11 protein-coding genes and 1 riboswitch are annotated in these 14133 nt (G+C 69.2%); of the genes, 3 read left to right on the forward strand and 8 right to left on the reverse strand.

Annotation, left to right across the window (positions count from 1 at the left end):
- Positions 1 to 29 precede the first annotated feature (29 nt).
- The 4 genes from ACIQ1T_RS03270 to ACIQ1T_RS03285 all read right to left on the reverse strand — a co-directional run bounded on the left by ACIQ1T_RS03270 (position 30) and on the right by ACIQ1T_RS03285 (position 3368).
- Positions 30 to 353, reverse strand: coding sequence for an energy transducer TonB (locus ACIQ1T_RS03270; RefSeq protein ID WP_395943084.1), 324 nt, complete (start codon positions 351 to 353; stop codon positions 30 to 32).
- A gap of 41 nt (positions 354 to 394) precedes the next feature.
- A complete protein-coding gene (locus tag ACIQ1T_RS03275; RefSeq protein ID WP_395943085.1) occupies positions 395 to 2140 on the reverse strand; it encodes a cellulase family glycosylhydrolase in 1746 nt (581 codons plus the stop codon).
- 279 nt (positions 2141 to 2419) lie between these two features.
- Positions 2420 to 2914, reverse strand: a complete 495-nt coding sequence (locus ACIQ1T_RS03280) for a hypothetical protein (RefSeq protein ID WP_395943086.1) — start codon at positions 2912 to 2914, stop codon at positions 2420 to 2422.
- A 19-nt stretch (positions 2915 to 2933) separates the two neighbouring features.
- A complete protein-coding gene (locus ACIQ1T_RS03285) occupies positions 2934 to 3368 on the reverse strand; it encodes an acyl-CoA thioesterase (RefSeq protein WP_395943087.1) in 435 nt (144 codons plus the stop codon).
- 158 nt (positions 3369 to 3526) lie between these two features.
- Between ACIQ1T_RS03285 and ACIQ1T_RS03290 the strand changes: the two genes are divergently transcribed.
- Positions 3527 to 4675: a zinc-dependent alcohol dehydrogenase family protein gene (locus ACIQ1T_RS03290; protein ID WP_395943088.1), complete on the forward strand. Its 1149-nt coding sequence runs from the start codon at positions 3527 to 3529 to the stop codon at positions 4673 to 4675.
- Positions 4676 to 4838: 163 nt separating this feature from the next.
- On the opposite strand, the gene ACIQ1T_RS03295 is transcribed toward ACIQ1T_RS03290, so the two are convergent.
- From ACIQ1T_RS03295 to ACIQ1T_RS03310, 4 genes are all read right to left on the reverse strand, one after another.
- Positions 4839 to 6074 carry a hypothetical protein gene (locus tag ACIQ1T_RS03295; protein WP_395943089.1) on the reverse strand — a complete coding sequence of 412 codons (1236 nt, stop codon included), beginning with the start codon at positions 6072 to 6074 and terminating at the stop codon, positions 4839 to 4841.
- 59 nt (positions 6075 to 6133) lie between these two features.
- On the reverse strand, positions 6134 to 6979 hold the full coding sequence (locus tag ACIQ1T_RS03300; RefSeq protein WP_395943090.1) for a ribokinase: 846 nt from the start codon (positions 6977 to 6979) through the stop codon (positions 6134 to 6136).
- Positions 6976 to 7944, reverse strand: a complete 969-nt coding sequence (locus ACIQ1T_RS03305) for a nucleoside hydrolase (protein WP_395943091.1) — start codon at positions 7942 to 7944, stop codon at positions 6976 to 6978. The genes ACIQ1T_RS03300 and ACIQ1T_RS03305 overlap by 4 nt, the downstream gene beginning before the upstream one ends.
- Before the next feature lie 66 nt (positions 7945 to 8010).
- Entirely contained in the window at positions 8011 to 9798 is a 1788-nt protein-coding gene (locus tag ACIQ1T_RS03310; protein ID WP_395943092.1) for a hypothetical protein, read from the reverse strand.
- Positions 9799 to 10067: 269 nt separating this feature from the next.
- Here ACIQ1T_RS03310 and ACIQ1T_RS03315 point away from each other — a divergent pair, with 269 nt between their 5' ends.
- A complete protein-coding gene (locus ACIQ1T_RS03315; protein ID WP_395943093.1) occupies positions 10068 to 12962 on the forward strand; it encodes a M16 family metallopeptidase in 2895 nt (964 codons plus the stop codon).
- Positions 12963 to 13002: 40 nt separating this feature from the next.
- A riboswitch (TPP riboswitch) is annotated at positions 13003 to 13111 on the forward strand.
- A 65-nt stretch (positions 13112 to 13176) separates the two neighbouring features.
- On the forward strand, positions 13177 to 14133 hold a 957-nt coding region (locus ACIQ1T_RS03320), incomplete at its 3' end, for a phosphomethylpyrimidine synthase ThiC (protein WP_395943094.1).

A 14133-nucleotide genomic window follows, 5' to 3' on the forward strand; every position in this document is an offset into this window, starting at 1 on the left:
CGATGGGCAGGTCCGGTGCAGTCACCCGATCAGTTCGGATTGGCGGGCGCGACGCCTTCGGTCGATTGGGGCCGAGTCAGGTCATCGTTTTCGTCAGCCAGGCGGAAGGCGACCCTGATCCGGAAAGTCTGGCCTTCGCCCACGCCGTTGCGCTGGCCGATGTGTCCAAGCCGCATCCTGGAAATGGCTGCGCCTTCCAGACCTTGGCCAGGGTGGCTCACTTCCACCACGCGACAGTCGCTGACCGTCTCGTTCGGTCCGGCGATACATTGCAGCACGACATAAGCCTTCTTAGGGAAATCATCGGCGGCGTCGGCCTGCAAAGCCGTCGCCATCAGCAGCGCAAGAAGCATCACATCCCCTTCGGATCGCGTCGTCGATCAAGGCTTGGCTATCATAGGCCCGGCGCGACTCGAAGCGCCTTTATCCTGCAGGCGACGCAGTCCTCGGCCTTCAGGATCAGGGTGTTGGTCCCCGCCATAAGGGGCAGAGCCACCGCCTCGCCCGCCGTCAGATCCACGACCGCCGCCGCCCCGCCGTTCAGCGCGACCGACACCCGCCCTCCGCTCCCGACCACCGTCGCCGTCCGCGTCCCGGCCGTCTCCGCCTCGACGGTGTAGCGCAGCCACTCCCCCGTCTCGAACTCGACCACCACGGGCGCCCCTCCGTTCGGGCCGTCCTCCAGACCGATGTCCACCCCGTCGTTGCGCCAGGTCCGCCCCGTATTCCACCAGGGCACGCGCTCGCCCGGCCCGTCGGTGTCGGCATCATAGACGTCCTTCCAGGCTACGCCCGACCGGCCCAGGTCATAGTCCGCCGCCCGGATGGTCAGCCCCGCCGCCCCGATCCGGTGCGGGACGAAGGGAACCGCCGCATCCGAATGCGGCTGGCGCAGCAGGGCGTCCACCACGTCGCGATGCTGGACGACGTTCTCGAACCGGATGTCGTGGGTCGCCAGCCGCATCAGGGTCGCCTCCGCCGCCTCGGCCGACGGCCGCTCCCCCTTCCCCGTCAGATAGGCGACCAGCCGCGCCCAGCCGGGATTGGGCCTGATCTCCAGCGGCTGGTTGAAGCCGATCTTCTTCAGCGGCCAGAAGGCCCAGCCGATCCCCTCGCCCTCGACCAGGGCCACGGTCTCGGTGAACCAGGTGTTGGAATTCTCGCCCGACTCCCCCAGCCAGACCGGCGCCCCCGTCTCCTCCCTCAGCCTCAGCACCTCGGCGATCGAGGCCCGGTCCGTGGCGTTCCAGTATTTGTGGAAACTGATCGTCGTATTGTCGTCCCACAGGGGCGTGACCCCGCGATAATTATTGCCCCAGCAATTGCCCTCGATGACGATCATGTGCCGCCGGTCGACCTCGCGGATCGCCGCCGTGATCTCCATCATCAGCGACCGCAGCGGCGCGTTGGTCGTCTCCTCGCAGCCATGCCCGCCGCCGGGCTTCTCGAAGTCCCAGTTGGGCTCGTTGATCAGGTCATAGGCGCCGATCGCCGGCTCGTCGGCATAGCGTTCGGCCAGCCGCCGCCACAGGGCGACCGTCTTCCTGCGGTTCTCGGCGCTGTCCCACAGCGACGGCTTCGACGGATCCCGGTCCGATATGGCCAGGTCGCTCCCCTGCCCGCCCGGCGCCGCGTGCAGGTCCAGGATCAGATACATTCCGTTGGCCTTGACCCAGGCCAGCAGGGCGTCGATCTCGGCGAACCCCGCCTCGTTCCAGGTGTCGCGCCCTGGTATCGGCTCCTGCTCCACCGGCAGGGTCAGCCGGTCGTAATGCATCGGCAGCCGCACCGAGTTGAAGCCCCACCGCCCCATGGCGTCGATATCGGCCTTGGTCGTGTGATTGGCCCGCCAGGCGGCGTAGAAGCCTTCCGTCTTCTCCGGCCCGATCAGGTCCGTGATCCGCGCCCGGATGACGTGCTGCTGCCCCAGCGCGCCCAGCTGCAGCATATAGCCTTCCTGCAGCACCCAGCCGCCCAGCCCCATGCCGCGCAATATGACCGGTCGCCCCGTCTCGTCGACGATCCGCGTCCCCTCGGCCCGCAGGAAGCCCCCGCTCTGCGCCGCGCTCTGGGCCGCGCTCGCTCCCGGCGCGCACAGCATCGCCGTCGCGGCCAGCGCCGCGATCAGACCCGTCCTCATGGCGTTCCTCCACGCTCTCTTTTGGGAACGTTCTCACGAGAACCGCGGAATGGCTAGGGCGAGCGATCAAGACCTTCCCCCGCTTGCGGGGGAAGTGTCAGGCCGTGGCGCGCAGCGACACGCCTGACGATGGGGGAAGTCTCGCGAAACCTCCCCCTCCGTCGCTGGATCGCTTCGCGATCGACGCGACACCTCCCCCGCTTCGCGGGAGAGGGTCTTTGAACCCTCACCCCACCTTCAGACTGTCCATCACCTCAATCGCGGCGGCGCGCCCCATCTCTATCGGCCCAGGATCGAAAGCGGTTCTGCGCCTGCACTCGAACCGCACACGCCATCGATCAGTTTTCTACTGCCGACATCGTAAGTCCCGCTGGCGTAGCGAAAATTCGAGCTGTCCAGAAACGCCTCAACCTGATCGGCGCGCAGCCTATGGCGGCCCGGCGGGTAGTCCAATTCCGAAGCGCCCTGATAGAACTGAACCTCGACCTTGGACGTGTCCGACCCCACCCATGGCCCGACCGCAAACCACAGCAGATACGTCCCGGTGGAGTTGACCCACGCGGCTCTTTTCCAGCCGTAGTATCGCGCAGACCATCGATCCACCGGGCCGACGCAGGGGTCTTGCTGAAGCGCCCGATCAACCTCGTCCGCCAGGACGGAACTGGGCGGCGCCGTCGTCGTCAATCCCAGCAAAAACAGACCGGCGATGACCGCGCCGCCGACGCCGAGGGCCGCACGCTTCCTGTCTCGCTTTTTGGAGAAGCGCATGGCCATGACGCCAAGCCGCTCCCCCTCACCCCGCCTTCAGATTATCCACCACCGCCTTCAGCTTCGCCGGCAGGGGCTTGGGCCGGCGGGTCTCGGCGTCGACATAGACGTGGACGAAATGGCCGATGGCGGCGGGCGTGTCGACGCCGCGCTTGAACACCGCGAACCCATAGCTGACGCTGGACGTCCCGACCCGGTCCACCTTGATCCCGACCTCGATCACGTCGGGGAATTTCAGCGCCGATGTGTATTGGCAGCCGCTGTCCACCACCAGGCCGATGGACTCGTCCAGGGCGTTGGCGATCATCAGGTGCGCATTCACCGCCGAGTCCACGAACTCGTAGAATTTGGCGTTGTTGATATGGCCGTACTGATCATTGTCGGCCCAGCGCGTCGAGACCATGTGAAAGGCCTTGTAGGTCGCGCGTTCGGCCAGAGGCCCCAGATCCCGCTTGGGCATTGTCGTCTTCCTCCTCGGCGACAGTCCGCGTCGCTCTGGTAACGACGCTCTAGCTTGGACGACGTTGCGTCAAGCGCCTATCGGTGGCCACAGATCACAAGGCGCTCAAGCCGCCGACGACCGCGTCGGCGGCGATAGCGCAAGGATGAGCTTGACCGATGAGCACCCAGACTCGCGCCGCCGTTCTTTCGACCATGGGCGCATCCCACCCCTATGCCGACAGCCGCCCCCTGTCGGTCGAGACCGTCACCCTCGACCCGCCCGGCCCTGGCGAGGTCCTGGTCGCGATCAAGGCCGCCGGCCTGTGCCACTCGGACCTGTCGGTCATCAACGGCGACCGCCCCCGCCCCCTGCCCATGGCCCTGGGCCACGAGGCCGCCGGCGTCGTCGAGGCCCTCGGAGAAGGCGTCACCGACCTGGCCATAGGCGACCATGTCGTCATGGTCTTCATGCCCTCGTGCGGCCATTGCGCCCCCTGCGCCGGGGGCCGTCCCGCCCTGTGCGAGCCCGGCGCCGCCGCCAACGGCCGGGGCGAGCTGCTGACCGGCGCCCGCCGCATCTTCCGCGAGGGCGAACCGGTCAACCACCACCTCGGCTGTTCCGCCTTCGCCGGCCACGCCGTGGTCTCGCGCCGCTCCCTGGTGAAGATCGACCCGGCCCTGTCGTTCGAGGAGGCGGCCCTGTTCGGCTGCGCCGTCCTGACCGGCGTCGGCGCCGTGGTGAACACCGCCCAGGTCCGCGCGGGCCAGAGCGTCGTCGTCATCGGCCTGGGCGGCGTCGGTCTGTCCAGCGTCCTCGGCGCCCTGGCCTCCGGCGCCTCCCCCGTCATCGCCGTCGACCTGTCTGAGGAAAAACTGGCCCTCGCCCGCACCCTCGGTCCGGTCGTCACCGTCAACGGCGCCGATCCCGATGCGGTCGATCAGGTCCGCGCCCTGACGAACGGCGGCGCCGACTTCGCCTTCGAGATGGCCGGCTCGGTCCGCGCCCTCGACAACGCCTGGAAGATGACCCGGCGCGGCGGAACCACCGTCACCGCCGGCCTGCCCCCGCCCGAGGCCGCCCTGGCGGTCAACGTGGTCTCCCTGGTCGGTGAGGAGCGCACCCTGAAGGGCTCTTATATCGGCACCTGCGTCCCCAGCCGCGACATCCCCCGCTACGTCGCCCTCTACCGCCAGGGCCGCCTGCCGGTGGACCGGCTGATGAGCGGCGTCATCCCGCTCGACGACATCAACGCCGGCTTCGACCGCCTCCACGCGGGCGAGGTGGTGCGGCTGGTGGTCAGGCCTCAGCGACTCGAAACTCGCTGAACTCATTTTTCCCGCTCATCCCCGCGAAAGCGGGGACCCAGAGCTTTGGGCGAACACTCTGGCGGAAGATGATGCGACGCCGATCCAGCGCACTGCCCAGCAACAGAACTGGGTCCCCGCTTTCGCGGGGATGAGCGGAGGGGATGAAACCCTGCCCTCGATCTCAGGCCGTCACCGTCCCGAAGGCCGGCTCGATTCCCCGAACCGTCTCCAGCCGCAGGAAATAGGGGCCGGGCCTAAGCATCAGGGTCGCCCACGCCTGCCCCGGCTCCAGCAACAGATGATCGGCCGGGATCACCATTCCCTCGCCCATATGCAGAGCCTGCAACAGAGCCGGTCCCTCGAAGGCCGGGACCGCCACCTCGACCGGCTTGCGCGCCGGATCGGCCGCCAGCCAGCCGGGACGGCCCGACACCTTGGGCAGGCGCGGATGAAAGACGCTCAGGTCGACCCGGCCGTCGAAGAAGCGATTGGCCAAGGCCCGCCCGTCCCGCGATACCGCGATCGGTCGCGTCGGGGCGAACCGGTCCAGCACGGCCGCCACCTCCGGCGTATCGGCTTCGGCTCGGGTGGCCGGCCAATTGCTCGACTGGTCGATGGTCAGAGGGTCGATCCCCGTCGCCGCCTTCAACTGCCCGGCGAACCACAGCCCGCCGAGGCCGTCCGCCTCGGTGGCGTGCATATAGCCGCACTGGACGAAAATCCGCGCGTCGGGACGCGACTTCAGCACGTTGTCGATCAGGTTCTGCGCTTGGGCGATCTCCCGCGCCGTCGTCTGCGCGTCCATGTCGGCGTCGGCCGGCGCCCTCTGATCCGCCCTCTGCTCATAGTCGGCGAAGACATAGCCGAGGCTCGCCGCCTCGCGCACCGTCTCGGCGTAGACGGGATCGGCGGTGTAATAGCCCAGACCCCGGTGGAAGGGCGTCCCGGCGCTATAACCGCTCACTCCTTCGAAGGTCTCGGCCGCAAAGGTGTCGAAACCCAGCGGCCTCAGCGCCCGCATTACCTGGGCCGCGAAACCGCGATGGCCCGAGATATTGTGCGCCTCGCTCAGGATGACGACCTGTTTGTCCGCCGCCGCCCGGACGATGGCCTCCAGCGCATCCTCGGCCTCGGCCCCGGCCAGATCGGGCATGGGCGCGTCGGCGCGGCGCGCTCTTTCCTCGAACCCGACGGCGGTCGCTTCGTCACCGACGAAGGCCGCGAACCAGGGCAGATGATATCTTGCGCTCTCGTCACCGGCCTCGACCTTCGCCTTCAGGTCCAGATACCGCGGCAGGTACCGTCCCTCGACGTAGAACCGGTCTTCCTCCGTCAGGGCCTCTTGAGCCTCGGCCCGCCGCCCCGCCATAGCCGCCGTCGCCATCAGCGACAGGCCCATAAACCGTCTCGTCAGCATCTTCCCCTCCGCTCACGCACAACCCACAGGCGCGATCCGGCGGAAGTATGGCGAAGCCGTCACCCCGCCAGCAGGGCCTCGACCTCATGCCGTTCCGGCGCTGACGGCTGCGCCCCCGGCCGGGTCGCGGCCACGGCTCCGGCGGCGCAGGCGAAGCGTAACGCCTCGGCCGGCTCCATCCCTTCCAGCAGGGCCACGACGATGGCTCCCACGAAGACGTCGCCCGCCCCGGTCGCATCGACCGCCTCGACCTGGGGCGGGGTCGCCCAGGCCATTTCGACCCCGCGCTGGTACATGGCGGCGCCCCGGGCGCCCTTGGTCACCACCACCCGGCCGCCGCCCCGGTGCAGGCCGTCGCCGTAATAGGCGGCCTCGGTCTCGTTGACGACGATCAGGTCGGCGCGGCGCAACAAGCGCTCCGACACCGGCGCCGCCGGGGCCAGATTGGCGCAGACGAAGCCGGTCGCCCGGCCCACCGCCGCCTCGACCGTATCCAGCGGCAGCTCCAGCTGGACGATCAGCGCCCCCTCGATCCGCTGCGGCAACTGCTCCGGCGTGACCATGTGATTGGCCCCCGCCGCGACCACGATCTGGTTCTCGCCCGACGGATCGACGGCGATCAGGGCCACGCCGGTCGGCGCCGCCAGATCCACCTCGACCCCGGCCAGATCCACGCCCAGATCCTCCATCAGGGCCAGGGCCTCGCCGGCCATGGCGTCGTCCCCGACCCGGCCGATCAGACAGACTTCCGCCCCCAGCTTCTCCGCCGCCAGCGCCTGGTTGGCGCCCTTGCCGCCGGGATGGCGGGCCAGGCTCGCCCCCGTCACCGTCTCGCCCGCCGCCGGCAGGCTGGGCGCCGTGGCTGTCAGGTCCAGGTTGATCGAGCCGACGACGGTGATTCTCATTCGGGCGCCTTCAGCTTGTCCACGATCAGATCGAACACCCCTTGCGCGTCCGCCGCAACCGCCCAGCGGTGCCGCGCCGTCGTCGGATCGACCCGGAACTCCACCGCCGTATGGCCGCGCGTCAGGTCGGACACGGTCTCCACCTCGATCCGGCAGGGCCGCAGTTCGAACAGGGCCGGCTGGATCAGCCAGGCCACCGGACAGGGATCATGCAGGGGCGCCCCCCAGTCAGGCGTGGGCCAGCCCACGATCCGCCGTTCGATCCGCTGCGAGAACCGCAGCATCGAGGCGACCGTCTTGGCCGACGGGGTCTTGATCTTCTCGACGGCGCGGATCCGCTCCTCGGTCGCCCGCACCTGATGGGTGACGTCCAGGCTGAAGGCGATCACCTCGCACCCCGATCCCAGCACCACCGCCGCCGCATCCGGGTCGGCCCAGATGTTGAACTCGGCCGAGGCGGTGATATTGCCGCCCTCGCTGCGCGCCCCGCCCATGACCACGACCGGGCCCAGATGTTCGGCCAGGCGCCGCTCGCGCTTCATCGCCAGGGCCAGATTGGTCATCGGCCCCAGGACGGCGATCGCCGTCGATCCCGCCGGGCGTTTCATCACCAGATCGACGATGGCGTTGACCGCCGGCCCGTCGCCGATGATCCCGGTCGGCTCGAACGGCTCCAGATCGCCCAGGCCTTCCGGCCCGTGGAACTCGCCCGCCCCCGCCGGCGGCCGTTTCAGCGGCCGTTCCGCCCCGCCGTGGACCGGCACGTCCTCGCGTCCGGCGATCTGGCGCAGGATCCGCGCATTGCGCTGGGTCGTGTGGGCCGGGACATTGCCCCCGACCGTGGTGACGGCCAGCAGCTCCAGCTCTGGCGCGGCGAAGGCCAGCATCAGGGCGACGGCGTCATCGACGCCGGGGTCGCAATCGATGATCAGGGACGAAACGGGGGGTAGGGACTGGATACTCACGCCCCGTCCATAATGCGACGGGGCGGGGTCGCAAACCCCGCCCCGCACGCGAGACGTCTTTTCCGGTCAGGCCGGCCTGGAGGCCAGGGCCGCCCTTTCGGTCAGCACCTGGGCCGAAATCGCCAGGGCGAAATAGACCCCTGTGGCGACCAGGGCCGTCACCCCGAACACGCCCCTCATGGTCTCGTAGAGCGTCGAGGTGTCGGCGTCGGCCACGCGCCAGGCGGCGAAGACCATGACCAGCAGCGGCGCCCAGGCCAGCCAGCCCAGAATCCCGCCGAGACGCGACGTCTGCACCGTCTTCGCCTCGACCTCGGCCCGCTCCTGTTCGAACTCGGCCAGGGCCTCCTCGCGGGCGACCTCGCGGGCTTCGCGGCGCGGGAACCGCTCGCGGGCGCCGGCGACGGCGGCCAGGACCGTATAGAGGACCAGGGCGAAGACATAGTCGACGGCGAACACCCAGTAGTAGCTGACCCAGCCGCTCACGATCAGGCCGGCCGCCAGGGCCAGGGTCGCGCCCCAGGTCGCCACCGCCGGCCAGCTCAGGCTCAGCCCCCGGTGCTGCACCCAGTAACGGGTCAGGCCCATGCGCGGGAACAGATAGTGTTCGGCCATGACGATGGCCCCGACCGGCGACAGCACCACGCCCGAATAGACCAGGATCGGCAGGGCGGCGCGATAGACGGCCGGGAAACAGGCCAGGGCGACGATGAAGACGCCCAGTCCCAGGGTCGCCGCCTTGCGGCTCAGCTTCGGCGCCAGGTTCGAGGCGGCCAGACCGGCCCGGTACAGGCTGGCGTTGGCCGTAGTCCAGCCGGCGGCGATGACCACCAGTATGCCGGTCAGGCCCAGGGCGGCGTGGGCGACGTCGCCCGTGTCCAGACGCGCCAGGCTCTCGCCGGCCAGCAGGGCCGCGCCCGCCCCCATGACGCCGGCGGCCAGCCAGCCGATCACATGGCCCAGGAACATCCCCACCGACGACAGATAGCCGTACGAGGCCTTCTTGGCGAAGCGGAACAGGGCCATGTCGACCAGACCCAGGTTCAGGGCGGCGATGGCGCCGAAGGCGTAACCCGCCACGGCCCACATGCCCACGCCGGGATCGCCGTCGGGCGTCCGCCCGGTCCAGATCGCGCCGTTGGCGATGGTTCCCAATTCGGACAGGGCGCCGATATGGGGCGATCCCGTCACGGACTGGGCCAGGGCCGGCATCAGGGTCAGGCCGCCGCAGACGAAGGCGGCCAGCATCCAGGGCGCGCAGGCGCCCGAGAACCGCGCCAGTATGTCGAAGCCGAAGGCCGCAACCGCCACCACCACGACGCCCAGAACGATCACCACGGCCACGAAGGCCAGGCTTTCGGGATACCACTGCAGCTGCACCGGAATATCCAGCAGGAAGCGCACGGCGGTCGCCGAGACATTGATCATGGCCGCCGCGATGGCGCCATAGACGACCATATTGGCCAGGTTGAACAGTTTGGTGATGCCGGGTCCGGCGATCTTTTCAAGATAGGCGTACAGCGACAGCCGGGTCTTGACCGCGATCGGGGCGGTCAGCAGGGCCCAGGCCAGCACGGCCATGCCGTTGCCGATGACCAGGCCCAGCAGCAGGTCGCGGGTCGAGACGCCCATGGCCACGAAGGCCGCGCCGATGACGAATTCGGTGGCGGCGATATGTTCGCCGCCGAACATCCCGGCGAAATGCTTCCAGCCGTGCTGGCTTTTGGCGGCTTCGGGGATGATCGGGGTGTTGGGGGCGCCGCCGGGCAGGACGGCGTCCGGGGCGATAGGGAGGGAGGGATCGCGCAAAAAGGCTTCGCGCGCGGGCGGGGGAGCGCTCGCGACTTCAGTCATTCATTCGTTTTGTTGCGCCGCGCGATCGACCGGCCGGAAACCGCGCGCCTGGGAAAAAGGTCCGTCTCGCTGACCCCCGGCAGGGTCGCCCGCAGGAACGGGCGCGTCACGAACATGAACACCGTTTAGTCATAATATGGACCGAGGGCAAACCTGAGCCGTTCACGATCGCTCACGCCGCCGTGAAGCGGAGCGGCGAGGACCGGCCTTTGCCTCGTCGGGACAGATCACGTATCGTCGTGCGGCAAGGCTGACAGGGGGGATACGCCATGACACGGAAATCGCGGGGCTTCGGCCGCCTACTTCTGGCCGGCGTCGCCGTCGGCGCCCTGACGACCGCCGCTCCGGCCCTGGCCCAGACCGGCGTCGCCCCGGCTGCCGCCTTCGCCCCGGACGTCCAGACGCGCGGCGACCTGATCCCGGTCCAGACCTTCACCTTGGCGAACGGCCTGCGCGTCGTCTTCCACATCGACCGGTCCGATCCCGTCACCGCCGTCGTCCTGGCCGCCCATGTCGGCTCGGCGCGCGAGACCCCGGGCCGCACCGGCTTCGCCCATATGTTCGAACACCTGTTCTTCCTGAATTCGGAGAACCTCGGCCCCGGCGGTCTGGACCGGCTCAGCGCCCGCGTCGGCGGCAACGGCGCCAACGGCTCGACCAGCCACGACGCCACCGACTATCTGCAGACCGTCCCCAACGACGCCCTGGAGAAGATGATCTGGGCCGAGGCGGACAAGCTGGGCTATTTCATCAACACCGTCACCGACCCCGTGCTCGCCAAGGAGAAGGAGGTCGTCAAGAACGAGAAGCGCCAGTCCAACGACAACCGCCCCTATGGTCACACCGACAGCGTCATCCTGAACGCCCTGTATCCGAAGGATCACCCCTACAACTGGTCGGTCATCGGCTCCCTGGCCGATCTGGACGCCGCCACCCTGGATGATGTGCGCGCCTTCTATCGCCGCTGGTACACGCCCAACAACGCCACCCTGGTCATCGCCGGCGACTTCGATCCGGTCCAGGCCCGCGCCTGGATCGAGAAATATTTCGGCGAGATCCCGCGCGGCCCCGAGGCCGAACGCGCCCTTCCCCGTCCCGCGCCCCTGACCGCCGACGTGCGCCTGGTGCACGAGGACAATTTCGCCACCCTGCCCGAACTGACCCTGGCCTTCCCGGCCGTGGACCAGGCCCATCCCGACGCCGCCGCGCTTCAGGTCCTGGCCCAGTATCTGACCGACGGCAAGGAAGCCCCGCTGAACGCCGTCCTGATCGACCAGAAGCAGCTGACGTCCGGCGTCTCCGCCTATCTGGACGCCGAACAGATCGCCGGCGCCTTCATGCTGTCGGTCCGCGCCTTCGACGGCAAGGATCTGGATCAGGTCCAGGCCGCCCTGGACGAGGCCTTCGCCAAATTCGAGGCCGACGGCGTCGATCCCGAGGCCCTGCAGCGGGTCAAGACCATGCAGGAGGCCGGCTTCTACCGCTCGCTCGGCAGCGTTCTGGGCAAGGGCCGGATGCTGGCCCGCAGCGACGCCACCTCGGGCGATCCGGTCTTCCTCGAAACCAATCTGGCCCGTCTGCGCGCCGTCACGGCCGAGGACGTCATGCGCGTCTATCGCCAGTATGTCGCCGGCCGCCCCCATGTCGCCACCAGTTTCGTGCCCAAGGGCCATCCCGAACTGGCGCTGGAAGGCTCCACCGTCGCCGCCGTGGTCGAGGAGCCGATCGTCGAGGGGGCCGAGGCCCCGGTCGATCAGAACGCCGGCCGCACCGAAGTCGCCCGCACCCCGTCCAGCTTCGACCGCACGGTCGAGCCCCCGTCCGGCCCCGCCCCGGTCGTGACCCCGCCGACCCTCTGGACCGCATCCCAGCCCAACGGCCTGAAGGTGTCGGGCATCGAAAACGCCGAACTGCCCCTGGCCAGTTTCCAGCTGTCGATCGACGGCGGCCGCCTGCTGGACGACCCGGCCAAACCCGGCGCCGCCGCCCTGACCGCGCGCCTGCTGGATCGCGGCACGGCGACCCGCACCCCGGCCGAGCTTGAGAACGCCTTCAAGGCCCTGGGCGCCACGGTCAGCGTCAGCGCCGGCCCCGAACGCTTCGTCATCACGGGCCAGACCCTGGCCCGCAATCTGAAGCCGACCCTGGACCTGGTCACCGAAATGCTGGTCGCCCCGCGCTGGGACGCCGAGGAACTGACCCTGGCCCGCGCCGCGACCCTGTCGGACCTGCAGGACGCCCGCTCCGACCCGAACCGGATCGCCCAGCGGACCATGGACCTGATCCTCTACGGCCCCGATCATGTGCTGTCGCGCAACGCCCAGGGGTCGCAGTCCTCGGTCGCCGCCCTGACCATGGACGACCTGAAAGCCTATCTGGCCCGCCTGTCGCCCGACCACGCCCGGCTGCGCATCGTCGGCGACGTCGATCAGGCCCAGGCCCAGGCCGCCGTCGCCGATCTCGCCGCCCGCTGGACCACCCCGTCGACGCCCGTCCCGTCCTATCCGATGCCGGCCCGCCCGACCCGTTCGACGGTCTATTTCTACGACGTGCCCGGCGCCAAACAGTCGGTGCTCAGCTTCGGCTATCCGGCCCTGCGCCGCGCCGACGCCGACTTCTATCCGGCCGAGACCCTGAACTATCGCCTCGGCGGCGGCGGCTTCGCCTCGCGCCTGACCCAGGAGCTGCGCGAGGGCAAGGGCTACACCTACGGCGTCGGCACCGACTTCACCGGCGGGCGTCAGATCGGCGACTTCAACCTCTACAGCCCGGTCCGGTCGAACGTGACGCTTGAGGCCGCGACCCTGGCCCGCGACATCCTGCGCGACTATGGCGCCACCTTCACCGCCGAGGATCTGGACGTCACCCGTTCGGCCCTGGGCAAGAGCCGCGCCCGCGCCTTCGAGACGGCACAGGCCAAGCTGGGCGTGCTGGAGGCCATCGGCGACTTCGGCCTGCCCGCCGACTATCTGACCGCCGAGGCCCAGGTCATCGACCATCTGACGGTCGAACAGATCCAGGCCCTGGCCGCCCGCTGGATCGACACCGACGCCATGATCTATGTCGTCGTCGGCGACGCCGCGACCCAGGCCCCGCGCCTGACCGCCCTGGGCTATGGCGATCCGATCATCGTCAACGACCAGGTGACGGCGGCCGACGACTGACGCCGCCGCTTGACGCCGGCCCCGGCCGGCGTCACCCTGATCCTGTTCTCCGGGGGGTCGCGATCGAGCGGCTGAGATTGGCGTAGCCGCCTGACCCGTCGAACCTGATCCGGGTCATGCCGGCGAAGGGATGAGTACGCTTTAGGCCCGCGCTTCACGCCACGGGACCGACACGCCCGACGTCGGCGGACCTCAAACGTCTTGAGGCCGCCAAATGAACATCCAAGTCACGCCCCCCGCCCTGCCGGAAGAGCCCAATATCGAGCTCCCCCTCGCCGATGCGCGCAAGCAGGTCGAGGCGGAAACCGGCCGCATCCCCACCGGCCCGCGCGCCGGCGGCGTGAAGGTCTATGTCCAGGGCGAACTCTATCCCGAGATCCGCGTCCCCTTCCGCGAGGTCGCCGTCCACCCCAGCGCCAACGAGCCGCCGGTGACGATGTACGACAGCTCCGGCCCCTACACCGACCCGACGGTGACCATCGACATCCACAAGGGCCTGCCCAAGGTCAAATCCGCCTGGCAGCGGGACCGCGGCGACATCGCCCCCGTCGCCGAGCCCCGCGAGGTCAAGCCCGAGGACAACGGCCACGCCAGCGGCAAACACCTGGCCCCGCGCTTCGACACCTCGAACCACCAGGTGTTCAAGGGCGTCCCCGGCCGCCCGGTCACCCAGTACGAATACGCCCGGGCCGGGATCATCACGCCCGAGATGGAATATGTCGCCATCCGCGAGAACCTGCGGCGGTCGCAGGGGAATGGGGGCGTGGGGGATGGGGCGTGGGGCGTCGCTCAGCACGTCACTTTCGCCGACGGCTCCACGGTCCCCCTCCCCCACACCCCGAACCCCAATCCCCACGCCCCCGAGCGCGACGGCGAATCCTTCGGCGCCAGCATCCCCGACTTCGTCACCCCCGAGTTCGTCCGTCAGGAGATCGCGCGCGGCCGCGCCATCATCCCGCACAACATCAACCACCCCGAGGTCGAGCCGATGATCATCGGCCGCAACTTCCTGGTGAAGATCAACGCCAACATCGGCAATTCCGCCGTCCTCTCCTCCGTGGACGATGAAGTGGACAAACTGGTCTGGGCCACCCGCTGGGGCGCCGACAACGTCATGGACCTGTCGACCGGCCGCAACATCCACAACATCCGCGACTGGATCATCCGCAAC

The organism is Brevundimonas sp. (assembly GCF_044336875.1).
GTDB lineage: Bacteria > Pseudomonadota > Alphaproteobacteria > Caulobacterales > Caulobacteraceae > Brevundimonas.